This window comes from Streptomyces virginiae, assembly GCF_040638905.1.
Lineage (GTDB): Bacteria > Actinomycetota > Actinomycetes > Streptomycetales > Streptomycetaceae > Streptomyces > Streptomyces virginiae_B.
Map to the genome: position 1 here is coordinate 108,795 of NZ_JBEZYV010000005.1, position 22,748 is coordinate 131,542.

Below are 22,748 nucleotides of genomic sequence, written 5' to 3' on the forward strand. Positions count from 1 at the left end.
CGGGGGCGTGCGCGAAAGCGGTCACCACCGCCGCCACGGGAGGGAAAGCGCGACCATGCAGAACACGGCAACACGTACGGATCCGGGCGACGGCACCGCCGGAGCGGCCGGCACACCCGCCGAAGCGGGCGGCCCCACCGGCGACCCACGCCTGCGCTGGAGCAGCAGCGACGGCCGGCCCACACCACCCGTCCTGCGCTTCCGCAGGGACGGCATCCTGCCCACCGTCGCCGCCGCCCTCTCCGTACGCGGCGAGACCCTCACCGGCACCGCCGGCAAGGCCGACCAGCCGCCCGCGCTCCACCCCCTCGTCCAGGACTTCCTGGACACCCTGACCAGCGGCCAGCGCGAACGTTTCACCGGCCGATGTCCCGAAGCGATACTGCTCTCGCGCCACTTGGCCGCCGTCGAGGGCGCCCGCTCCCGGCGCGCCTCCCGCAAACCGCTCTCGCCCAGCGAGGCCCGCCGCTCCCTCAAGCACGCGAAGATCACCGCCCGCCGCATCCGCGAGGACGGCGACCCCCTCCACGGCAGCTACGCGCCCCCCTGCCGCTCCTGCGACGCCCTCCTCGCCCACTTCGGCGTACGCTCCGTCGACCTCACCCCAGCCGAGTAGCCAATGACCACGACCTCCGCCTCCTACGACCGCTCCTCGACCACCCGCTTCCCGGTCGCGGTGGACGCCGCGCTGCGGACCGCCGGGTGGGAGCCCGGCCGCTGGGACATCAAGCAGGCCGAGTACTGGGCCGACGCCCTGCGGGACCACACGACGCCCGCCGGCCACCGGCACACGGTCTTCCCCGCCGCGGTCGAGGCGTGGGCCGAGTTCGGCGGCCTCACCGTCACCGCCCCCGGACCGGGCCGCCAGATCGCCCCGGTCCCGGTGCGCATCGACCCCCTCACCGGGCTCCACCTCGCCCGCACCTTCGCCGACCTGGGCCGGGCCCTGTCCACGCAGCTCTGCCCGCTCGGGGTCGAGGCCGACGGCGGATCCCACCTCGCCATCGACCGGGAGGGCCGGGTCTACGGCATCGACCACACGGGCGACTGGTACCTCGGCCCCACGGTCGACGAAGCCCTCACCCTTCTCCTGACGGGCCTCCAACCCCCCCGCCTCACCACGTAGCTCCCGCGGGGGTGGCCCTGGCAGCCGGGTCCCTGCGGTTCGGCTGCGGCTGGTGGGTGGTGCTGGGGCGCTGCCCCGGGTCCCGCGCCTAAATCGCCGGCGGGGCTTGGTGGTGTGGGGCGGTGCCCCGCCGGAGTGTCTCCTCGGCTCGGCGCCAACGGGCCGTCGCGGTGGTGCCCGGTGGTCGCGCCTCGTCCTGCGGGGACACTCCCCCGTGTCCCCGCCCCACGGCAGGGCTCCGACAGTGCCCCGAAGACGCCCCGACCGACTGGACGGTTCCCCGAAGCGGGCCCGACGCTTGGGGAGCGGGGACGGGGAGGGGTGTCCCCGCAGGACGAGCGCGCAACCACCGAGTACAGCCGCGGCACCCCGCACGCGCCGAGCCGAGGAGACACCCCTCCCCGGCCCCGCGGACCCGCCCCCACCGCACCCGGATCCCGCCCCGCGAACCGGTCCGCAGGACGATCCGAACCCGCCCGCCCCGCCGAGGGAAGGGCCCCGCCGGCGATTGAGGCGCGGGGTCCGGGGCGGAGCCCCGGCACCACCGGGCCGGGCCTGCGGCCGGCCCTAGCGGACCGGGAGGACCGCCGACACGCGGAAGCCGCCCGCATCCGTCGGCCCCGACACGAACACCCCGCCCAGCCCGAGCACCCGCTCCCGCATACCGACCAGCCCGTTCCCCCCGCTCGGCAGCCCCACCCCGTCCGCCGCCCCCTCGCACGGCCCGTTCTCCACCTGCATCGCCACCTCGCCCTCCCGGTGCGCGACCCGCACCACGACCCGCGCCCCCGGAGCGTGCTTGTGGCAGTTGGTGAGCGCCTCCTGCACCACGCGGTACGCCGTCTGCTCCACCTCCGCCGCGTACACCGTCCCCGCGCCGTCACCCTGGACGACCATCTCCACGGCCATTCCGGCCGCCCGCGACTGCCCGACCAGCGCCTCCAGCTCCGCCAGCGTGGGTCCTTCCTCCGCACCGCCGACGGCGACCGGCCCCGCCGTCGCCACGGCCACGGCCGCGGCCGCGGCGACGGCCACCGCGGGCTTGGGCGCCGCCCGCAGCACGCCGAGCATCTCCCGCAGCTCCGTGAGCGCCTGCCGCCCCATGTCCCCCACCAGCGCGGCGTTCTTCGCCGCGCGCGCCGGGTCCTTGGCGGCCACCGCCTCCAGCGCGGCCGCGTGCACGACCATCAGCGACACCCGGTGGGCGACCACGTCGTGCATCTCCCGCGCGATCCGGGTCCGCTCCTCGGTACGGGCCCACTCGGCCCGCTCCTCCGCCCGGTCCGCCAGCAGCGACAGCTCCCGCTCCAGCGAGTCGGCCCGTTCCTGCAGGCTCTCCATCAGCCGCCGCCGGGCGCCGATGTAGAGCCCGAGCAGGACGGGCGGCACGGTCAGCGCGACCGCGACGAACCCGGACAGGGCGACCACGAGCGACGCATCGGCCTCCACGTCGCCGCGCGTCTTCAGGTACATGACGACGAAGGTCGCCAGCAGCGACATCGACGCGAGCGCCGCGATGATCCTCCGGGGCACCTCGGACGAGGCGAGCGAGTACATGCCCACCACCGAGAGCAGGAACCCCGTCTCGGCCGGCGCCACGGCGATCCCCACGAGCACCACCGCGATCGGCCACCGCCGCCGCAGCACGAGCGTGGCCCCCACGACGGCTCCGAACAGCACCCCGGCGGGCACGGGGATCCCCGCGTCGTGCGCGAAGCGGACCCCCTCCCACGCGCACTCCGCGGCGGACACCGCGGCCAGCGCCGCGTCCACCACTACATCCCGCCGCCGCGTCCACCACAAAGGCGGCCCGGCACGGCCTTGCTCTTCCCCCGTACTGGTCATGCCGCCCAGCGTACGCAGGCGCCCCTACAGACCACCGACAGAACCAACGCCTCCGAGAACTCCCCCAAGGCACCGATCTTTACCGTCGCATCGAAGGGCGCTGGTGCGGCATAGTAGGTGCCGTCGACTCGACCACAGCGACGCAATGTCCGGTTTAGTCGTAAATAGTCCCCTGTGGTGTAATTGGCAGCACTGAGGCTTTTGGTGCCTTATGTCCGGGTTCGAGTCCTGGCGGGGGAGCTTGCGCACGTCCGGGTCCTGACCGCAGAGGTCGGGACCCGACTTCGTTTCGGGCCCCCGGCCCCCCCGGTATCCTTCACGGGTCCACCCCCGAAGCCGAAGGGCACACCCGTGAGCGCCAACCGCCCGGCAGCCGTCGTCGTACTCGCAGCGGGTGAAGGCACCCGCATGAAGTCGGCCACACCCAAGGTTCTGCACGAGATCTGCGGGCGCTCGCTCGTCGGTCACGTCGTCGCCGCCTCCCGTGAGCTGGACCCCGAACACCTCGTCGTGGTCGTCGGCCACGCCCGGGAGCAGGTCACCGCGCACCTGGCCGGCATCGACACCGACGTCCGCACCGCCGTCCAGTACGAACAGAACGGCACCGGCCACGCCGTCCGCATGGCCCTCCAAGAGCTCGGCGGGCCCGTCGACGGCACCGTGATCGTCGTCTGCGGCGACACCCCGCTGCTGACCGGGGAGACCCTGGGCCGGCTGGCGCGGACGCACGCCGCCGACGGCAACGCCGTCACCGTGCTCACCGCCGAGGTACCCGACTCCACGGGCTACGGCCGCATCGTGCGCGACGCCGGCGGCGCCGTGACCGCGATCGTCGAACACAAGGACGCCACCGACTCCCAGCGTGCGATCCGCGAGATCAACTCGGGCGTCTTCGCCTTCGACGGCGCCCTCCTCGCCGACGCGCTCGGCAAGGTCCGCACCGACAACAGCCAGGGCGAGGAGTACCTCACCGACGTCCTCGGCATCCTGCGCGAGGCCGGGCACCGGGTGGGCGCGGCCGTGGGCAGCGACCACCGCCAGATCCTCGGGATCAACAACCGCGTGCAGCTCGCCGAGGCCCGCGCCCTGCTGAACGCCCGCCTGCTGGAGCAGGCCATGCTCGCGGGCGTGACGGTCGTCGATCCCGCCAGCACCTTCGTGGACGTGACCGTCACCTTCGGGCAGGACGCGGTCGTGCACCCCGGCACCCAGCTCCTGGGCACCACGCACATCGCCGAGGGGGCCGAGGTCGGCCCCAACACCCGGCTGCGCGACACCCGGGTGGGTGCGGGCGCGCGCGTGGACAACACGGTGGCCGAGAGCGCGGTCGTGGGCCCGCAGGCGAGCGTGGGGCCGTTCGCGTACCTGCGCCCGGGTACGACCCTCGGCGCGAAGGCGAAGGCCGGTACGTACGTCGAGATGAAGAACGCGACGATCGGCGAGGGCACCAAGGTGCCGCACCTGTCGTACGTGGGCGACGCGACGATCGGCGAGTACACGAACATCGGCGCGGCGAGCGTCTTCGTGAACTACGACGGTGAGCACAAGCACCACACCACCGTCGGCTCGCATTGCAAGACGGGGTCGGACAACATGTTTGTGGCGCCCGTCACCATCGGGGACGGGGCCTACACGGCCGCCGGATCCGTGATCACGAAGGATGTGCCCCCCGGCGCGCTGGCCGTGGCCCGTGGCCAGCAGCGGAATATCGAGGGCTGGGTGGCCCGCAAGCGTCCGGGAAGCGCTGCCGCCACTGCGGCGCAGTCGGCGGCCTCGGAGGACTCCGAGCGCCCCTGAGGTGAACTGACCGGAAACAGGTACGTCTCGAACGGCGTACCGTGATACGTGCACGCAATTCGGCTGGCTCACCGTGTGCGGGACGGACGCACATGGGGGCGAGCAGCTTCAACACGTCTGAGGAGACAGTGCTGTGACCGGGATCAAGACGACCGGCGAGAAGAAGCTGATGCTCTTCTCCGGCCGCGCCCACCCCGAGCTGGCCGAGGAGGTCGCGCACCAGCTGGGAGTCGGCCTCGTGCCGACCAAGGCTTTCGACTTCGCCAACGGTGAGATCTACGTCCGCTTCCAGGAGTCGGCGCGTGGCGCGGACTGCTTCCTGATCCAGAGCCACACGGCTCCGATCAACAAGTGGATCATGGAGCAGCTGATCATGATCGACGCGCTGAAGCGCGCGTCGGCGCGTTCCATCACCGTGATCATCCCGTCCTACGGGTACGCCCGCCAGGACAAGAAGCACAAGGGCCGCGAGCCGATCTCGGCGCGTCTGGTGGCGGACCTGCTGAAGACCGCGGGCGCGGACCGCATCCTGACGGTCGACCTGCACACGGACCAGATCCAGGGCTTCTTCGACGGCCCGGTGGACCACCTCTCGGCGTTGAACGTTCTCGCGGACTACGTGGGCGCGAAGGTGGACCGCACGAAGCTGACGATCGTGTCCCCGGACGCCGGTCGGGTGCGGGTGGCGGACCGCTGGTGCGACCGGCTGGACGCACCGCTGGCGATCGTGCACAAGCGCCGCGACAAGGACGTCGCCAACCAGGTGACGGTCCACGAGGTCGTCGGTGAGGTCAAGGGCCGCGTCTGCGTCCTGGTCGACGACATGATCGACACGGGTGGCACGATCTGCGCCGCGGCCGAGGCGCTCTTCGCGCACGGCGCGGAGGACGTGATCGTGACGGCGACGCACGGCATCCTGTCGGGTCCCGCGGCCGACCGCCTGAAGAACTCGAAGGTGAGCGAGTTCGTCTTCACGAACACCCTGCCGGACCCGTCCGACCTGGAACTGGACAAGATCACGGTGCTGTCGATCGCCCCGATGATCGCGCGTGCGGTGCGCGAGGTCTTCGAGGACGGTTCGGTGACGAGCCTGTTCGAGGAGCAGCAGTAACCGCTGCGGCTAGATCCTTTTGAAGTGCGGCCTTCCCGCCGGGTAGACTCATGAAGTTGCTCGGCGAGGGAGGCTGCACTTTCGTGTGCGGATGCTCCGTTATCGACGCGCTCTTCGTAGCAGGCCGTTTCGGCCGGGTGACTCCAGTCCGTTTTTCCGTCACCCCACGAGGAGTGAGCATGTCCGAGGTCAAGCTTTCCGCCACCCTGCGCGACACCTTCGGCAAGGGCTCCGCCCGCCAGGCCCGCCGCGACGCCCTGACCCCCGGTGTCATCTACGGCCACGGCACGGACCCGAAGCACGTCAACGTCGAGGCCCACGGCCTGATGATGGCGCTGAAGACCGCGAACGTCCTGCTCTCCCTGGACATCGCGGGCGGCGGCACCGAGCTGGTCATCCCCAAGGCCGTGCAGCGCCACCCCCTGAAGCGCACCATCTCGCACGTCGACTTCCTGATCGTCAAGAAGGGCGAGAAGGTCACCGTCGAGGTTCCGGTCGTGACCGAGGGCGACCTGGCCGCCGGTGGCAACCTGCTGGAGACCCTGCTCACCACGATCTCCGTCGAGACCGAGGCCACCCACATCCCGACCGAGATCACCGTCTCGATCGAGGGCCTGGAGGCCGGTGCGACCGTGCACGCCTCCGACCTGAAGCTGCCGGCCGGCACCACCCTGGCCGTCGAGGGCGAGACCGCCGTCCTGCAGGTCGTCGCCCCGCAGGCCGAGGAGCCGGCCGCCGAGGGTGAGACCGAGGGCGCCGAGGCCTGAGCCTCGCCCCTTCCTCTCAGCAGTTGCTGACCGACCGCCGTCCGGCTCCACTGGAGCGGGACGGCGGTCGTCTTCGTTCTAGGCGGTAAGGAGCTTTTGATGTCGGACGACGCGGCGCCCTGGCTGATCGTGGGTCTGGGCAATCCTGGGCCGGAGTACGCCGGGAACCGCCACAACATCGGGTTCATGGTGGTCGACCTGCTGGCGGAGCGGATCGGCGGCAGGTTCAAGGCGCACAAGGCGCGGGCACAGGTGGTCGAGGGCCGGACGGGTCCGCCGGGGCCGGCGAACCGCCGGGTGGTGCTGGCGAAGCCGATGTCGTTCATGAACCTGTCGGGTGGTCCGGTGACGGCTCTGCGCGACTTCTACAAGGTGCCGCTGGAGCGGATCGTCGCCGTCCACGACGAGCTGGACATCGACTACCCGACGCTGCGCCTGAAGCTGGGCGGCGGGGACAACGGGCACAACGGTCTGAAGTCGATGACGAAGTCGATGGGTGCGGACTACCACCGGGTGCGGTGCGGCATCGGTCGGCCGCCGGGCCGGATGCAGGTCGCGGACTTCGTGCTCAAGGACTTCTCCTCCACGGAGCGCAAGGAGCTGGACTGGTTCGTGGACCGGGCGGCGGACGCGGTGGAGTGCCTGGTCTCGGAGGGCCTGGAGCGCGCACAGTCGGCGTACAACTCCTGACCTCGGCGTGTGGATGTACGGGAGCCCCCGCACCGGTCGGTGCGGGGGCTCCCGTACGTGGTGGTGCGGGCGGGTCAGCCGGTGTTGCGCAGGCCCGCGGCGACGCCGTTGACGGTGAGCAGCAGGGCGCGGGCGAGCAGCGGGTCGGCCGCCTCTCCGCGGGCGGCGGCCGCGCGCTGGCGGGCCAGGAGGGAGACCTGGAGGTAGGAGATGGGGTCGAGGTAGGCGTCTCGTACGGCGAAGGTCTGCTGGAGCACCGGGTGGGAGTCGAGGAGCCTCTCGCCCCCGGTGATGCGCAGGACCTCGCGGACGGTGAGTTCGTGCTCGGCCTCGATGCGGGCGAAGACGTGCTTGAGGTGGTCGGGGACGAGGGTGTCGACGTAGTGGCGGGCGATCCGCAGGTCGGTCTTGGCCAGTGTCATCTCAACGTTGGACAGGAAGTTGCGGAAGAAGTGCCAGCGCTCGCCCATCTCGGTGAGGGCGTCCTCGTGGCCGGCTTCGCGCAGCGCCTTGAGGCCGGAGCCGACGCCGTACCAGCCGGGGACGATCTGGCGGGACTGGGTCCAGCCGAAGACCCACGGGATGGCGCGCAGGCCGTCGAGGCCGGCTCCGGAGTCGGGGCGGCGGGAGGGCCGGGAGCCGAGGTGGAGGTCGGCGAGCTGGTCGACGGGGGTGGCGGCGAAGAAGTAGGCGGGCAGGTCGGGGTCTTCGACGAGTTCGCGGTAGGCGGCGTGGGCGGCGTCGGAGACGGTGTCCATGGCCGCGTCCCAGCGGGCGAGGGCTTCGTCGGACTGGCGGGGCGCGGTGTGCAGGGCGGAGGCCTGCAGGGTGGCGGCGACGGTCAGTTCGAGGTTCTCGCGGGCCAGCGACGGGACGAGGTACTTGTCGGAGATGACCTCGCCCTGTTCGGTGACCTTGATCTCGCCTTCGAGGGTGCCCCAGGGCTGGGCGAGGATCGCGTCGTGGGAGGGGCCGCCGCCGCGGCCGACGGTGCCGCCGCGGCCGTGGAAGAGGCGCAGGCGGACGCCGTAGCGGTGGGCCACGTCGCGCAGGCGGCGCTGGGCGCGGTGGATCTCCCACTGGCTGGTGGTGATGCCGCCGAACTTGGAGGAGTCGGAGTAGCCGAGCATGACCTCCTGGACGTCGCCGCGGAGGGAGACCAGGCGCCGGTAGGAGGGGTCGGCGAGCATTTCGTCGAGGATGACGTCGGCGGCGCGGAGCTCGTCGGTGGTCTCCAGGAGCGGGACGATGCCGATCTTGGCCCAGCCGGCGTGGAGGTCGATGAGGCCGGCTTCGCGGGCGAGGACTGCGGCGGCGAAGACGTCGTCGGCGCCCTGGCACATCGAGATGATGTAGGACTCGATGACCTCGGGGCCGAACTTCTCGAAGGCGTCCTTGACGGCGCCGAAGACGCCGAGGGTCTTGGCGCCGGCGGCGTCCAGGGGTGCCGGGGTGGGGGCCAGCGGGCGCCGGGAGCGGAGTTCCTTCGCCAGGAGCTTCTGCCGGTAGTCGCGGGGCATGTCGGCGTAGCGCCAGGATTCCTCGCCGAGCCGGTCGAAGAGCTGGCCGAGGGCGTGGTGGTGGGCGTCGGCGTGCTCGCGCACGTCCATGGTGGCGAGCTGGAGGCCGAAGGCGGCGAGGGTGCGGATGGTGCGGTCCATGTGGCCGTCGGCGAAGAGGCCGCCGCGGTGCTCGCGCAGGGAGGTCTGGATGAGGGTGAGGTCGGTGAGGAACTCGGCGGTGCCGAGGTAGTCGCGGCCTTCCTCGTGGGGGATGCCCCTGGCGAGCCGCTCCCGGGTGTTGAGGAGCTTCTGGCGGATGCAGGTGGCCTTGAGCCGGTAGGGCTCTTCGGCGTTCAGCCGCTTGTAGCGGGGGCTGATCTCGGGGAGGCGTTCGAGGTCGGCCTGGAGGGAGGCGAGGAGTTCCTCGGTGGCTCCGGTGTAGCGGATGGAGTTGGAGAGGAGGCTGCGCAGGAAGTCGACGAGTTCGAGGGCGTCGGTGATGCCGTGCTCGTGCTGGAGGATCAGCACGTCGCGGGTGACGTCGGGGGTGACGTTGGGGTTGCCGTCGCGGTCGCCGCCGATCCAGGTGCCGAAGGTGAGGGGGCGGGTGCCGGGGGGCAGCTCGATGCCGACGCGGCGCAGTTCGGCGGCGAGGTCCTCCAGTACGTCGCCGACCGCGCCGGCGTGCAGTTCGTCGAGGTAGTAGATGGCGTTGCGGGCCTCGTCGGCGGGCTCGGGGCGGACGACGCGCAGCTCGTCGGTCTGCCAGACGAGGTCGATGTTCTCGGCGAGGCGCAGGTCGTGGCGGCGGCGGTCGCCGGCGCCGGTGACGGGCTCCTCCAGGAGGGCCGCGATGCGGCGCAGCTTGTTGAGGACGCTGCGGCGGGCCGCCTCGGTGGGGTGCGCGGTGAAGACGGGTCGGACGTTGAGGTTCTTGACCGTCTCGCGCAGGTGCTCGGGGTCGGCGTCCTTGAGCATGTCGGCGGTGCGGGCGAGGAGCCCGCCTTCGGCGGCCCGGTGGGCGCGCAGTTCCTTGCCGCGGTGGACCTGCTCGGTGATGTTGGCGAGGTGGAAGTAGGTGGAGAAGGCGCGCACGAGCTTGGCGGCGGTCTCCAGGTCCGTGTCGCCGAGGAGGGCGGCGGCGGCCTCGCCGTCGGTACGGGTGAGGGCGCGGACGCGCTCGACGAGGTCGAGCAGGTCCTGGCCCTCCTGGCGTACGAGGGTCTCCCCGAGGAGGTCGCCGAGGCGGCGGATGTCCGCGCGCAGTTCCGCGTTGGCGGTGGCGGCCGGGGAGACGGGGGCCTGCTGGGCGGCCAGGGGGGCCTTGTCAGCACTGCTCACAGGTGCGGCTCCTTGCAGTGTTCGAGCGCTACTGGGCGGTGGGCTCCCGGCCGTGCGCGGCGTGCACCCCGTCGGACTCCGTCCGGGGGACGCCGCTGCTGCGTGTGGCTCGGGCTGCCCGTGCGGACCGCGCTGTCCGACGGGGAACAGGATAGGTGTCCTCTGCGTGTGCCTGGGCAAACGTCTCATAGGCCGAGTCGTCCAGGCCCTGTGACGGGTGGCGGGCGGCGCGGGCGCACGACGGTGGCCGTGGTCGCGCTCCTCTTGCCCCGGTCCCCGGCTTTGCCATACTTACGATGCCGTAGGTTACGGACCCGTAGGGTTCGTGGCCGGCGAGCCTGCCGACTTCCCTCACCCCCAGGGGACACCCCATGACCACCAGTCCCGATACGATCGAGGGTTCCTCCGCGCCCTCCGAGACATCTGTGCCGTCCGCGACGCTGGGCGGCGAGAACAAGCGGTCGATCGAGCAGATCGCCCTGCTGCTGTTCATCACCGTTCCCTTCGTGGCGCTGCTGGCGGCGGTGCCGCTGGCCTGGGGCTGGGGGGTGAGCTGGCTGGACCTGGGCCTGATGGTGTTCATGTACTTCCTGGCCTGCCACGGGATCACCATCGGTTTCCACCGCTACTTCACTCACGGTTCCTTCAAGGCGAAGCGGCCGCTCAGGATCGTGCTCGCGGTGATGGGCTCGATGGCGGTGGAGGGCCCGCTCGTGCGGTGGGTGGCGGACCACCGCAAGCACCACAAGTTCTCGGACCACGAGGGTGACCCGCATTCGCCGTGGCGGTTCGGTGAGACGGTGCCGGCGCTGATGAAAGGCCTGTGGTGGGCGCACATCGGCTGGCTCTTCGACGAGGAGCAGACCGATCAGCAGAAGTACGCCCCGGACCTGGTCAAGGACCCGGCGATCCGGCGCATCTCGCGGCACTTCGTCTTCTGGACGATCTTCTCGCTGGCGATCCCGCCGCTGGTGGGCGGCCTGGTGACGATGTCGTGGTGGGGGGCGTTCACGGCGTTCTTCTGGGGCTCCCTGGTGCGGGTGGCACTCCTGCACCACGTGACGTGGTCGATCAATTCCATCTGCCACGCGGTGGGCAAGCGGCCGTTCAAGTCCCGGGACCGGTCGGGCAACGTGTGGTGGCTGGCGGTGCTGTCGTGCGGCGAGTCGTGGCACAACCTGCACCACGCCGACCCGACGTCGGCCCGGCACGGTGTGCTGCGGGGCCAGGTCGACTCCAGTGCGCGGCTGATCCGCTGGTTCGAGCAGCTGGGGTGGGCCACCGACGTGCGGTGGCCGTCCGCGGCCCGCATCGACGCCCGGCGCAGGGAAAACGAGCCGAACGCGGCATGATGGGGGGCGTGGCGATCGACGGCGGTAATTCCAGCAGCGACAAGCCCCGGCGGGGCCGCCGGGTGCGGATGACGGGCGCGGAGCGGCGCCAGCAGTTGCTGGACATCGGCCGGGCCCTGTTCGCTGAGAAGGGCTTCGAGGGCACGTCGGTGGAGGAGATCGCGGCGAAGGCCGGGGTGTCCAAGCCGGTGGTGTACGAGCACTTCGGCGGCAAGGAAGGGCTGTACGCGGTCGTCGTGGACCGGGAGATGCGCCAGTTGCTGGACGGGGTGACCGGCGCACTGACGGCGGGGCACCCGCGGGAGCTGCTGGAGCAGGCGGCGTTCGCGCTGCTGGACTACATCGAGTCGTACACGGACGGCTTCCGGATCCTGGTGCGGGATTCCCCGGTCGCGCAGTCGACGGGTACGTTCGCGTCGCTGATCAGTGACATCGCCACGCAGGTCGAGGACATCCTGGGTCTGGAGTTCAAGGCCCGCGGCTTCGATCCGAAGCTGGCACCGCTGTACGCGCAGGCGCTGGTCGGGATGGTGGCGCTGACCGGGCAGTGGTGGCTGGACGTGCGCAAGCCGAAGAAGGCCGAGGTGGCCGCGCACCTGGTGAACCTGGCGTGGCACGGGCTGGACGGGCTGGAGTCGAAGCCGCAGCTGGTGGGCCGCCGCAAGAGCTGAGGGCTGTCCTCACAGGCTACGACGGCGCCCCGTCACCGGTGGTCCGGTGGCGGGGCGCCGTCGTGTCGTGCGGGCCTAGCGGCGGGGCTCCGCTTCGTACGGTTCCAGGAATTCGAGCCGGTTGCCGACGGGGTCCTCGGAGTAGAAGCGGCGGTGGCCCGGCAGGTTCTCGTCCCAGACGACCTTGGCGCCCCGCTCCTTCAGTCTCTGCGCGTACTCCTCGATGCCGGTGACCCGGAGCCCGGGGTGCGCCTTGCGGGCGGGCCGGAAGTCGTCCTCGACGCCGAGGTGCAGCTGTACGGGTCCTGCGGCGAACCAGCAGCCTCCGCGGGCGGCGAGGACGGGCGGCTTGGGGATCTCGGTCATGCCCAGGACGTCGGTGTAGTAGACGCGGAGCCGGTCCTCCGAGTCCGGCGGCGCGGCGAGTTGGACGTGGTCGACGGCGGTGAGCACGGTCAGGCCTCCTTGCGGGCTACGGCGAAGATCCTGCGGAACGGGAAGACGGTTCCGCGCGGCCCGCTCGGGTAGGCCGCGCGCAGCCGGTCTCGGTATTCGGCGAGGAAGGCGTCGACGGCTTCGCGGTCGTCGCCGAGGGCGGTGAGGACGGGCCGCAGGGCGGTGCCCTTGACCCAGTCGAGGACGGGGTCGGGGCCGTGGAGGAGCTGGTGGTATGTGGTTTCCCAGACATCGGCGGTGCAGCCCAGCGCGGTGAACCGGGCGAGGTATTCGGCGGGTTCGAGAAGGTGGGTGTAGCGGGCGCCGTGTCCGGCGAGGCGGGAGCGCCAGCGCGGGGTGTCGCACTGCTCGGCGAGCAGGGCATGGCTGGGGGCGGTGAAGTTGCCGGGAATCTGGAAGGCGAAGGTGCCCCCGGGGCGCAGGCCGTTGATCCAGGCGCCGAAGGAGCCCGGGTGGCCGGGGACCCACTGGAGGGCTGCGTTGGAGACGATCAGGTCGTAGGGCTCCTCGGGGAGCCAGCCGGCGATGTCGCCGTGGCGGAAGTCGAGGCTGCCGCCGCCGGCGGTGGGGCCGGCGTACTGCTCGTCGGCGCGCTGGAGCATCTCCGGGGAGAGGTCGAAGCCGGTGATGGCGGCCTCGGGCCAGCGGGTGGCGAGGAGTTCGGTGACGTTGCCGGGGCCGCAGCCGAGGTCGGCGATGCGGGCGGGCCGGTGGGGGAGTTCGGGTATGCGGGTGAGCAGGTCGAGGAAGGGCCGTGTGCGGTGGCCCGCGTGCCGGAGGTACTGCTGGGGATCCCAGGTGGGTGCGGAGGGCGCGGTGGACGTGGGGGTCCCTGCACGCGTGGTATCGGAATACATGTTCGAGCCTCCCTGCTGGCGGGGCGTTCGGAAGCGGAATCTGTTCCGGCCCCCTCCATGCCCCATGCTCGCTTCATTTATATCTCGATGTCAAGATACTCGTGGTCGAGATACTCGGGATGAAGAGACTTCACATCGACAGACCCCTTACACTGATCGGCATGGAGGACGAGGTCGACCGACTGGTGGCGGCATGGCGGCGGGAGCGCCCTGACCTCGACGTGGAACCGCTCGAGGTCCTGAGCCGCGTCAGCAGGCTCGCGCGCCATCTCGACCGCGCCCGCAGGCTGGCCTTCTCCGAGCACGGCCTGGAGCCCTGGGAGTTCGACGTCCTCACGTCGCTGCGCCGCGCCGGCGCCCCCTACCAGCTCTCCCCCGGCCAGCTGTTGACCCAGACCCTGGTCACCTCCGGCACCATGACCAACCGCATCGACCGGCTCGCCAAGAAGGGCCTCGTCGAGCGGCTCCCGGACCCCAGCGACCGCCGCGGGGTCCTGGTGCGGCTCACCCCCGAGGGCCGGGACCGCGCCGACCAGGCCCTCGCCGGGCTGCTGGCCCAGGAACGGGCGATCCTGGCACAGCTCTCGCAGAGCCAGCGTGGTGATCTCGCCGGACTGCTACGCCAGTTGACCGCTCCGTTCGACAACATCCCCGGCTAGGTCGGCGGGTCGCACGCCGGCCCGCCGGGCCAGCGCCACCGCGGCCAGGGTGGAGTGCACGCCGAGCTTGCCCAGCACGTTCTGCATGTGCGTGCGGACCGTGTGCGGGGACAGGAACAGCCTGGCCGCCACGTCCTTGCGGCCCAGCCCCGCCACCATGCAGCGCAGCACCTCGTGTTCGCGCGGGGTGAGGGACTCCACGAGCCGTTCGCTGTCCGTACGGTGCTTGCGCGCCGCGGTCAGTTCGCGGAGCACTCCGGTGAGCAGTGCGGGCGGGAGGTGGGTCTCCTCCCGCAGGACCCCGCGGATGACGGCCAGCAGGCGCGAGAGCGAGCAGTCCTTGGCCACCCAGCCCGAGGCGCCCGCCTGCAGTGCGAGGGCGGCCCGGCGCGGGTCGTCGCGCTCGGCGAGGACGACCGTACGGACCCCTGGATGGGCCACCCGTACGCCGGCCACGAGCGCGATCCCGTCCGAGGCGGGTGGCGGGGGCCCGGCCCCCGGCTCCCGCATGGCCGGCACGGCCCCGGGGGCCGCGCCGAGATCGGCGTCGACCAGCAGGACGTCGAAGCGGCGGCCCTCGGCCACCGCGCGTTCGAGACAGCGCAGCGCGGCGGGGCCGCTGCCGGCCGCGGACACGTCCACGTCCGGCTCGGCCGCGAGCGCGGCTGCGAGCGATTCGGCGAAGATGCGGTGATCGTCGACGACGAGAACCCGGATACGAACCACAAAACCCCCAAGGGTAGGGGAACGGACGACGGCGGGTACGGCGCCAGGACCGGGTGATCCGCAGACCCGGCCGCCGCCGAGACATATCTGCACTACCCCGGACCGGACGCCGTACCCGACTTGTCTCGACCCCTGAATCAACACCGGCCCCCACCGGTGTCACGCATCAGCGTAGGGCCGGGGGCGGCCCGCGGTTGGCCGAATAGCAGAAGTTTTCCCCGCGGTTTTCAGGATTGTGCGTCCCGAACGGGCTCGGCTGTGGCTGGAAATCGCCTGAATCGGGGGCTGTGGGACGACTTCCGGGCGGGCGTGTGCCATGGGCAGTTGCACGGGGGGCATTTCACCCGGCGTGTGCACGCCGGGCGCCCGCGCGCGGTGCCCGGCCGCGGCGCGTGCCTCCAGCACACACGCCCCCGCCGGGCGCACACCCCTCCCGGGCGCCCAGGGTCGACGGAACCGCTGCGCCGGCGAGTGGGCCGAAGGGGCGCGACGGGGAGTGGGGCCGAACACGCGGAGAGACCGCGGTGTTGAGCGGCTTCCGAGCATGTACGGCCCCCCGAGCCTGCCAGGGGGTGTCCCGGAGGGGGAGGAGCCCCGATCAGGCGGTGTGGGTGCGGGCGAAGTTCCAGGCGTCCTGGATGATGCCGGTGAGGTCCGATCGGCTCGGGGTCCAGCCGAGGCGCTCGTGGGCCGTGCGGGCAGAGGCGACCAGCATCGCCGGGTCGCCGGCCCGCCGCGGGGCGACGACCTCGGGGATCTCCCGCCCGGTGACCTTGCGGACGGTCTCGATCACCTCGCGGACCGAGAACCCGCTGCCGTTGCCCAGGTTGCAGATCAGGTGCTCCCCGGCGGTGGCGGACCGGAGGGCGGCCAGGTGGGCCTCCGCCAGGTCGGCCACGTGGATGTAGTCGCGTACGCAGGTGCCGTCCGGGGTCGGGTAGTCCTCGCCGAACACCGAGATCGACTCCCGCTCGCCGAGCGCGACCTGGAGGACCAGGGGGATCAGGTGCGTCTCGGGGCTGTGCCGCTCGCCGAACTCGCCGTAGGCGCCGGCCACGTTGAAGTAGCGCAGGGACACCGCGGCCAGGCCGTGCGCCACGCACTCGCCCGCGATCATGTGGTCGACGGCGAGCTTCGAGGCGCCGTAGGGGTTGGTCGGCGCGGTCACCGAGGCCTCGGTGAGCAGGCCCTCGGTGGGCTCGCCGTAGGTGGCGGCGGTGGAGGAGAAGACGAGCCTGCGCACGCCCGCCCCGCGCATCGCGGCGAGCAGGGCGAGCGTGCCGCCGACGTTGTTCTCCCAGTACTTGCCCGGGTTCACCACGGACTCGCCGACCTGCGAGGAGGCGGCGAAGTGCAGCACCGCGTCGAAGGAGGGGTCCAGGTACCGCGCGGCGTCCTGGATCCGGCCCTCGACGAACGTCGCGCCCGCCGGGACCCCGACGCGGAAGCCGGTGCTGAGGTCGTCGAGGACGGTGACCTCGTGGCCGGCCTCCAGGAGGTGGGCCGCGACCACGCTGCCGACGTATCCGGCGCCACCGGTTACCAGGTACTTGCTCACTCGCCTACTGCCTCTCGCGGGGGACCACGCACGTGTGCGTGCGCGTGCTTGGGCACTGGCTTACCCGATGCGGCACCCGCGGGGGAAATCGGCGGCCGTCGGAGGCCTCCCGGTCAGCCCTGCGGCGCGGTGGACGACGGCCCGGGCAGGGCCCGGTCCAGCAGGCCGGTACGGGCGGCCAGCGCGGCCGCCTCCAGCCGCGATCCGACGCCCAGCTTCATCAGGACCCGCTGTACGTGCGTACGGGCGGTGCTCGGCGCGATCGCCATGCCCGCGGCGATCAGCCGGGTGTCCTCGCCCTCGGCGACCCGCACCAGCACCTCCACCTCGCGCGGGGTCAGCAGCCGCAGCAGCCGGCTGCCCTCGTCGTCGGGCTGGACGGCGGGGTTCAGGAGCTCCGCGAAGGCTCCCTGGAGCAGTTGCGGGGCGATCGCCGCCTCTCCCGACCTCGCCTTGGCCAGCGCCCGCTCGACGCCCTCGATGCGCTCGTCCTGGCGTACGTACCCGGAGGCGCCGGCGGCGAAGGCTGCGGCGATCCCGCGCGGGCTGGGCACCGGGCCGAGGACGACCACGGCGATCTGCGGGCGCTCCCGCTTGATGCGGACGACGGGCTCGAAGGCGCCGGGCTCGGCGGGGTTGGCCGTGCCGAGGAGGCAGACCTCCGGGGCGCGGCTGATGACCAGCTCGGCGGCGCCGGCCGCCGGGGCCGCGGCCGCCAGGACCCGGTGGCCGCGCAGTTTCAGGGCAGAGGCCAGTGCCTCGGCCAGCAGTCGGTGGTCGTCGACCACCACGACGCGTACGCCCATTGAGGAACCCACCCCCCACCCTTCTGACCCGGCAAGCTACACGCTTGTTCGACGGCGCGAGGGGGATACCGCGCAGAAGCCCCCGATCGGTACGGACCGTTCGGGGGCTCCAGGCGGTGCTGTGCGCATCAGCTCGCGGTGAACGAGACGAACAGGTATTCCGGATCGGTCGAGTACGGCTTGCTGACGTTCTGCTTGGACATGAAGAGCTTGCCGTTGTGGTAGCGCAGCTCGGAGGAGAACTCGGGCGAGAAGGAGGTCTCGGCGCGCCGGACGTCCTTGTCGGCCGGATTCTCCATGAGGAGGGTCTCCTTCATCGTCTTGCCGTCGATGCTGACGATCTGGCCGCCCTTGTCGTACGGGGGGACCTTGTAGGCGATGATGTTCGACCCGTCCATGCGCAGCGGGTACATGGTGTACCGCTCGCCCGCGTCGGCGCGGTCGGTGGTCTGCTTGCCGGTCTCCAGGTCGAAGGAGAGCAGCTCGTTGGTGCGGCCGGTGGGGGACTGGCCCTGGTGCTCCGCGGAGGGCACGTAGATCTTGCCGTTGCCGACGACCATGTGCGAGCACTTCTCCACGTCGGTGGAGGCGCACTTGGCGGCGAAGGTGCCCGCGGCGAGCGGGATGCGGGCCTTCAGCTCGCCCTTGGGGTCGACGACGAACAGGTCGCTGACGCCCTTGCCGCCCTTGGCGTTGTCGCCGACGTCGGCGGCGACGACGAACGGCTTGGTGGAGACGATGTGCGCGTACTCGATGCCCTGGGAGAGCTTGTACGAGGCGGTGGGCGCGCCGGTGGCGGGGTCGAGGATCTGCGCGTTCAGCGTGTAGTTGGGGTGCTGGCCGCACTTGCGGATGACGGCGAGGGCCTCGCCGCCGGCGTAGCCGGTGTCGCGGCAGCTTTCGCCGTCGACCTTGGGCTGCCAGAGGTTCTTGCCGTCGGCGAGGTTCCAGGCGGCGCCGCCGTTGGAGACGCCGGCCGCGGCGACGGTCTTGCCGCTGATGGTGACCTCGGAGAACTGGACGGGCTTGTCGCCGCCGTTGGCGCTCTTGACGTTGCCGGACCAGGCGAGCTTGCCGGCCTCCAGGTCGATGACGCCGACCTCGGTGCACGGCGGGTACTTGTTCTCGGCCGTGGGCTGGGTGGGCCGGAAGATGACGGCGGTCTTGTTCTCGCTGACGTGGTGGGTGGCGCCGCAGATCTCGCCCGTGAGGGGGACCTCCCACTTCTTGGCGCCGTCGACGAGGTTGTAGCCGACGACCTTGGACACGTCGGACTTGACGTAGGTGGTGTCGGTCAGCCAGGAGCCGTTGACGGAGACCAGGTCGGCGACCGTGGGGGCCGGCTGGTTGTACAGCGTCTTCGACTTGGGGTTGCCAGGGACCTTCTCGGTGCCGGGCGTGGAGGCCTGGTTCTTGTCGCCGCCCGGGGAGGCGCTGGGGTCGCTCTGCGCGGTGGTCCCGCCGCCGTCGCCGGAGGCGTACCAGAGGCCGCCGCCGACGATCAGGACGATGGCCAGGAGGGCCGCGCCGACGATCATCAGCTGGGTGCGCTTGTCCCCGCCGCCGCCACCGCCGGCCGGGGGCTGGGCGGGGGGCGCGGGCACGCCGTACGGGGAGGGCGCGGGGGGCTGCTGCGGGTAGCCGTAGCCGGGGTCGGCCTGCGGGTAGCCGTACGCGGGCTGCTGGGCCGGCGGCTGCGGGGCGGCCGCGGGCGGCCCGGGCGGCGGCGAGGGCGGTCCCGCGGGCGGCGTGGGCGCTCCGAACCCGCCCGGCGGGGGATCCTGCGGCGCTCCGAAGCCGCCGGACGGCGGCTGGCTGGGGGGCGGCGGGGTACTCATCGGTTGCTGTTGCCTCTCGCTGGGCGGCTCGTTGGACGCGGTTTCACTTGCCGAAGACCATCAGGAGCTTCTCGTCCTTCTCCTGGGCGAGCAGGCGGGACGTGGAGATGAAGAAGCGCCCGTCGACGTAGTCGACCTTCGGGGAGTAGAAGGAGCTCTCGATCGGTGCGGAGAGGCCCGACGGGTGGCGCAGGAGCGCGGTGGGGGTGCTGCCGTCGGCCGGGATCGAGAGGACCTCGCCGCCCAGGTTGGGCTCGGCCTGGCGGTAGGCGATCAGCTTTCCGTTCTCGGCCTTGACCGGAATGAGGGTGCGCCCCTCCCCTGCCGGGACGCGCCACTTGACCTTGCCGGTGTTCAGGTCGAAGGCGACGATCTCGTTGGCCTTGCCGAGGTCCACGGTGGTGGGCAGGTAAAGGGTGCCCGCGTCGACCACGGCGGTGGCGCAGCCCTGCAGGGTGTCGTCGTGACTCATGCTGCAGTCGGTCGAGAAGTTGCCCTCGCCGGAGAGCGTGGTGCGCTGCTTGCCGTCGGGTCCGAGGACCACGATGGAGCTCTCCTTGGAGGTCGCGTTCGTGAGGTGGAGGACGATCGGGTCGAGGGAGTAGACCCGGGCGACTTTCCAGCCCTTGGGGAGCCGGTAGGCCCAGGTCTTCTTGCCGGTGACCGGGTCGGCGTCCTGGACCTCGACGGTCATGTCGGCGTCGCCGCAGGTGGCGACACCGATCATCTTGCCGCTGCCGCCGGCGTAGGCGCCCGCCTTGCAGCCCTCGTTGGGGGTGGCGAAGAGCTTGTCGCCGGTGCTGATCCTGAAGGCGGTGGCGCGGGTGAGCCGGTTGACGGTGACGGTGTCCCCGGTCATGGCCAGGCTGGGGTCGACGAAGAGGTCGAAGTCGTTCTCCTTGGTGACCTCCTTCTTCCAGCCCCCCTTGCCGGCCTTGAGATCGATCATCTGGATCTGGTTGCAGGTGGCGGTCTCCGTCGTGCCGTCACGGAACATGACGACGGTCTTGCCGTCGTCGGTGGTCCGGTTGGACATGCCGCAGATCTCTGCGGGGAAGTCGATCGACCACTTCTCTTTGCCGTCGGCCACCGCGTAGCCCTTGATCGCCTTGCCGACGGTCTTGGCCACGGTGTCACCGACGACCCACTGGCCCTTGGTGGCCACCCCGGCGCCGGGGCCGTCGATCTTGGTGGTCTTGAGCCAGAGGACCTTGTCCTCGCCCTGCTTGCGGCCGGCGTTGAGGTCGGTCTGCTGGTTGCCGCCGGGGCCGCTGCCGTCGCCCACGTCCACGGACGGGGAGCCGGAGGGCTTGGCGTCGCCTGACTCCTGGGCGACGGGCTGCTCGGGGTCCTCGCCGTCCCCGCCCAAGGCGACGTAGCCGACGCCGCCGAGCACGAGGAGGGAGGCGACCGAGGCGGCGACGAGCAGCGTGAGCTTCTTCTTCGGCGGCATGCCGGCCGTGCCGGGCGCGGGCGGCTGCAGGCCGTGGGCCGGGTACGCCGGGACGGTGGCCGGCTGCTGCGGGTACGGCGGCTGCCCGGGGGCGGGCTGCTGCGCGTAGGGGTTCTCTCCCTGCTGCGGGTATCCGTAGCCCTGTTGGGGCGGGCCCGGCAGGTGTCCGTAACCGGAAGGTGTCGGCGGCTGGTTCGGCGGCTGGGGCGGCTCGGTCATCAGCGCACTTTCGGCTTCGGGGGGGGCGGGGAGAATGACCTTTCTATCACTGACGCCGTACATACAACGGACCGGTCCGCCCCCTGTTCCCAAGGGAGGACCGGCCCGTGATGCCGCCGTTATCCGGCCAGTTGGCCCCGAGGACCGGCGGAAGCTATGCCTCCTCGGCCAGCTCCAGCCAGCGCATCTCCAAGTCGTCGCGGTCGGAGAGCAGTTCGCGCAGCTCCGCGTCGAGCTTGGCGACCTTGTCGTAGTCGGTGGAGTGCTCGGCGATCTGGGCGTGCAGGTTCCCCTCGCGGTCGGCCAGCTTGTTCAGCTGCCGCTCGATCTTCTGGAGCTCCTTCTTCGCGGCGCGCGAGTCCCCCGATGCACTGGACTTCGCCGCGGCGGCGGCCGGTGCGGGCACCGGGGCGGCCGCCTCGATCATGCGCCGCCGGCGCTCCAGGTACTCGTCCAGGCCGCGCGGCAGCATCCGCAGGCTCGCGTCGCCGAGCAGCGCCATCACGGTGTCGGTGGTGCGCTCGATGAAGAACCGGTCGTGGGAGATCACGATCATCGAGCCGGGCCAGCCGTCGAGGAGGTCCTCCAGCTGGGTCAGGGTCTCGATGTCGAGGTCGTTGGTGGGCTCGTCGAGGAAGAGGACATTGGGCTCGTCCATCAGCAGGCGCAGGATCTGCAGCCGGCGGCGCTCGCCGCCGGAGAGGTCGCCGACCGGCGTCCACTGCTTCTCCTTGGTGAAGCCGAACTGCTCGCACAGCTGGCCCGCCGTCATCTCGCGGCCCTTGCCGAGGTCGACGCGGTCGCGGACGCGCTGGACGGCCTCCAGGACCCGCAGGGACGGGTCGAGTTCGCCGACCTCCTGGGAGAGGTAGGCCAGCTTGACGGTCTTGCCGACGATGACCTGGCCCGCGGCGGGCTGGGCCTCGCCCTGGGTGCGGGCGGCCTCGGCGAGGGCGCGCAGCAGGGAGGTCTTGCCGGCGCCGTTGACGCCGACGAGGCCGACGCGGTCGCCGGGACCCAGGTGCCAGGTGAGGTGCTTGAGGAGGGTCTTGGGGCCGGCCTGGACGGTGACGTCCTCGAGGTCGAAGACGGTCTTGCCGAGGCGGGCGTTGGCGAAGCGCATCAGCTCCGACTTGTCGCGCGGCGGCGGGACGTCGGCGATGAGCTCGTTGGCGGCCTCGATGCGGTAGCGCGGCTTGGAGGTGCGCGCGGGGGCGCCGCGGCGCAGCCAGGCGAGCTCCTTGCGCATCAGGTTCTGCCGCTTGACCTCTTCGGTGGCGGCGATGCGTTCGCGTTCGGCGCGGGCGAAGACGTAGTCGCTGTAGCCGCCCTCGTACTCGAAGACCTCGCCGCGCTGGACGTCCCACATGCTGGTGCAGACCTGGTCGAGGAACCAGCGGTCGTGGGTGACGCAGACGAGGGCGGAGCGGCGCGTCTGGAGGTGGCCGGCCAGCCAGGAGATGCCCTCGACGTCGAGGTGGTTGGTGGGCTCGTCGAGGATCAGGAGGTCCTGGTCGGCGATGAGCAGCTTGGCGAGGGCGATGCGCCGGCGCTCGCCGCCGGAGAGCGGGCCGATGACGGTGTCGAGGCCCTGGTTGAAACCCGGCAGGTCGAGGCCGCCGAAGAGCCCGGTGAGGACGTCGCGGATCTTGGCGTCGCCGGCCCACTCGTGGTCGGCCATGTCGCCGATGATCTCGTGGCGGACGGTCGCGGCGGGGTCGAGCGAGTCGTGCTGGGTGAGGACGCCCATGCGCAGGCCGCCGGACTGGGTGACCCGGCCGCTGTCGGGCTCCTCCAGCTTGGCGAGCATGCGGATGAGGGTGGTCTTGCCGTCGCCGTTGCGGCCGACGACGCCGATCCGGTCTCCCTCGGACACGCCGAGGGAGATACCGTCCAGCAGGGTACGTGTGCCGTACACCTTGCTGACTGCCTCGACATTGACCAGATTGACGGCCATCAGACGCGCTCCAGGGA

19 protein-coding genes and 1 tRNA gene are annotated in these 22,748 nt (G+C 71.6%); 10 read left to right on the plus strand and 10 right to left on the minus strand.

All coding sequences use genetic code 11. From position 1 onward, the window contains the following. The first annotated feature begins 55 nt into the window (after window positions 1-55). Together AB0F82_RS10095 and AB0F82_RS10100 are read left to right on the plus strand one after the other, a co-directional pair. A complete protein-coding gene (locus AB0F82_RS10095) occupies window positions 56-616 on the plus strand; it encodes a YwqJ-related putative deaminase (RefSeq protein WP_356813494.1) in 561 nt (186 codons plus the stop codon). A 3-nt stretch (window positions 617-619) separates the two neighbouring features. Next, on the plus strand, window positions 620-1,126 hold the full coding sequence (locus tag AB0F82_RS10100) for an SUKH-3 domain-containing protein (protein WP_356813495.1): 507 nt from the start codon (window positions 620-622) through the stop codon (window positions 1,124-1,126). A 567-nt stretch (window positions 1,127-1,693) separates the two neighbouring features. Here the strand turns inward: AB0F82_RS10100 and AB0F82_RS10105 are convergent. Then, complete coding sequence (locus AB0F82_RS10105) at window positions 1,694-2,971, minus strand: histidine kinase (protein WP_362625456.1); 1,278 nt, start codon at window positions 2,969-2,971, stop codon at window positions 1,694-1,696. Between the two features lie 168 nt (window positions 2,972-3,139). Here AB0F82_RS10105 and AB0F82_RS10110 point away from each other — a divergent pair. The 5 genes from AB0F82_RS10110 to pth all read left to right on the plus strand — a co-directional run bounded on the left by AB0F82_RS10110 (window position 3,140) and on the right by pth (window position 7,336). Then, a tRNA-Gln gene (locus AB0F82_RS10110) sits at window positions 3,140-3,211 on the plus strand. Window positions 3,212-3,322: 111 nt separating this feature from the next. Further along, entirely contained in the window at window positions 3,323-4,768 is a 1,446-nt protein-coding gene (gene glmU, locus AB0F82_RS10115; protein ID WP_356815133.1) for a bifunctional UDP-N-acetylglucosamine diphosphorylase/glucosamine-1-phosphate N-acetyltransferase GlmU, read from the plus strand. A gap of 133 nt (window positions 4,769-4,901) precedes the next feature. Next, window positions 4,902-5,879, plus strand: coding sequence for a ribose-phosphate diphosphokinase (locus AB0F82_RS10120; protein ID WP_356815134.1), 978 nt, complete (start codon window positions 4,902-4,904; stop codon window positions 5,877-5,879). 179 nt (window positions 5,880-6,058) lie between these two features. Then, window positions 6,059-6,646: a 50S ribosomal protein L25/general stress protein Ctc gene (locus AB0F82_RS10125; RefSeq protein WP_362625459.1), complete on the plus strand. Its 588-nt coding sequence runs from the start codon at window positions 6,059-6,061 to the stop codon at window positions 6,644-6,646. A gap of 99 nt (window positions 6,647-6,745) precedes the next feature. Further along, window positions 6,746-7,336 (plus strand): aminoacyl-tRNA hydrolase, encoded by a 591-nt coding sequence (pth, locus tag AB0F82_RS10130; protein WP_356815136.1) that lies wholly within the window; start codon window positions 6,746-6,748, stop codon window positions 7,334-7,336. Window positions 7,337-7,410: 74 nt separating this feature from the next. Here the strand turns inward: pth and ppc are convergent, their stop codons facing one another. Further along, window positions 7,411-10,179 (minus strand): phosphoenolpyruvate carboxylase, encoded by a 2,769-nt coding sequence (gene ppc, locus AB0F82_RS10135; protein WP_390076498.1) that lies wholly within the window; start codon window positions 10,177-10,179, stop codon window positions 7,411-7,413. Between the two features lie 371 nt (window positions 10,180-10,550). Here ppc and AB0F82_RS10140 point away from each other — a divergent pair, with 371 nt between their 5' ends. Both AB0F82_RS10140 and AB0F82_RS10145 read left to right on the plus strand, forming a co-directional pair. Then, complete coding sequence (locus AB0F82_RS10140) at window positions 10,551-11,531, plus strand: acyl-CoA desaturase (protein WP_356815137.1); 981 nt, start codon at window positions 10,551-10,553, stop codon at window positions 11,529-11,531. Beyond that, on the plus strand, window positions 11,528-12,202 hold the full coding sequence (locus AB0F82_RS10145) for a TetR/AcrR family transcriptional regulator (RefSeq protein ID WP_356815138.1): 675 nt from the start codon (window positions 11,528-11,530) through the stop codon (window positions 12,200-12,202). The genes AB0F82_RS10140 and AB0F82_RS10145 overlap by 4 nt, the downstream gene beginning before the upstream one ends. 75 nt (window positions 12,203-12,277) lie before the next feature. Here the strand turns inward: AB0F82_RS10145 and AB0F82_RS10150 are convergent, their stop codons facing one another. Then, complete coding sequence (locus AB0F82_RS10150; protein WP_356815139.1) at window positions 12,278-12,655, minus strand: VOC family protein; 378 nt, start codon at window positions 12,653-12,655, stop codon at window positions 12,278-12,280. A gap of 2 nt (window positions 12,656-12,657) precedes the next feature. Continuing rightward, the gene (locus AB0F82_RS10155) at window positions 12,658-13,515 is read right to left on the minus strand and encodes a trans-aconitate 2-methyltransferase (protein ID WP_362625462.1); all 858 of its coding nucleotides are present in this window, start codon (window positions 13,513-13,515) and stop codon (window positions 12,658-12,660) included. Between the two features lie 161 nt (window positions 13,516-13,676). Between AB0F82_RS10155 and AB0F82_RS10160 the strand changes: the two genes are divergently transcribed. Beyond that, the gene (locus AB0F82_RS10160; protein WP_030659599.1) at window positions 13,677-14,174 is read left to right on the plus strand and encodes a MarR family winged helix-turn-helix transcriptional regulator; all 498 of its coding nucleotides are present in this window, start codon (window positions 13,677-13,679) and stop codon (window positions 14,172-14,174) included. On the opposite strand, the gene AB0F82_RS10165 is transcribed toward AB0F82_RS10160, so the two are convergent. The 6 genes from AB0F82_RS10165 to AB0F82_RS10190 all read right to left on the minus strand — a co-directional run bounded on the left by AB0F82_RS10165 (window position 14,133) and on the right by AB0F82_RS10190 (window position 22,731). Beyond that, on the minus strand, window positions 14,133-14,900 hold the full coding sequence (locus tag AB0F82_RS10165) for a response regulator transcription factor (protein WP_362625464.1): 768 nt from the start codon (window positions 14,898-14,900) through the stop codon (window positions 14,133-14,135). The genes AB0F82_RS10160 and AB0F82_RS10165 overlap by 42 nt on opposite strands. 598 nt (window positions 14,901-15,498) lie before the next feature. Then, the gene (gene galE / locus AB0F82_RS10170) at window positions 15,499-16,458 is read right to left on the minus strand and encodes a UDP-glucose 4-epimerase GalE (protein ID WP_362625466.1); all 960 of its coding nucleotides are present in this window, start codon (window positions 16,456-16,458) and stop codon (window positions 15,499-15,501) included. 113 nt (window positions 16,459-16,571) lie between these two features. Further along, window positions 16,572-17,264: a response regulator transcription factor gene (locus AB0F82_RS10175; RefSeq protein WP_362625655.1), complete on the minus strand. Its 693-nt coding sequence runs from the start codon at window positions 17,262-17,264 to the stop codon at window positions 16,572-16,574. Window positions 17,265-17,392: 128 nt separating this feature from the next. Continuing rightward, the gene (locus AB0F82_RS10180) at window positions 17,393-19,102 is read right to left on the minus strand and encodes an outer membrane protein assembly factor BamB family protein (protein WP_362625468.1); all 1,710 of its coding nucleotides are present in this window, start codon (window positions 19,100-19,102) and stop codon (window positions 17,393-17,395) included. A 43-nt stretch (window positions 19,103-19,145) separates the two neighbouring features. Next, complete coding sequence (locus AB0F82_RS10185) at window positions 19,146-20,774, minus strand: outer membrane protein assembly factor BamB family protein (protein WP_362625470.1); 1,629 nt, start codon at window positions 20,772-20,774, stop codon at window positions 19,146-19,148. Between the two features lie 154 nt (window positions 20,775-20,928). After that, a complete protein-coding gene (locus AB0F82_RS10190) occupies window positions 20,929-22,731 on the minus strand; it encodes an ABC-F family ATP-binding cassette domain-containing protein (protein WP_356815145.1) in 1,803 nt (600 codons plus the stop codon). Between the last annotated feature and the right edge of the window lie 17 nt (window positions 22,732-22,748).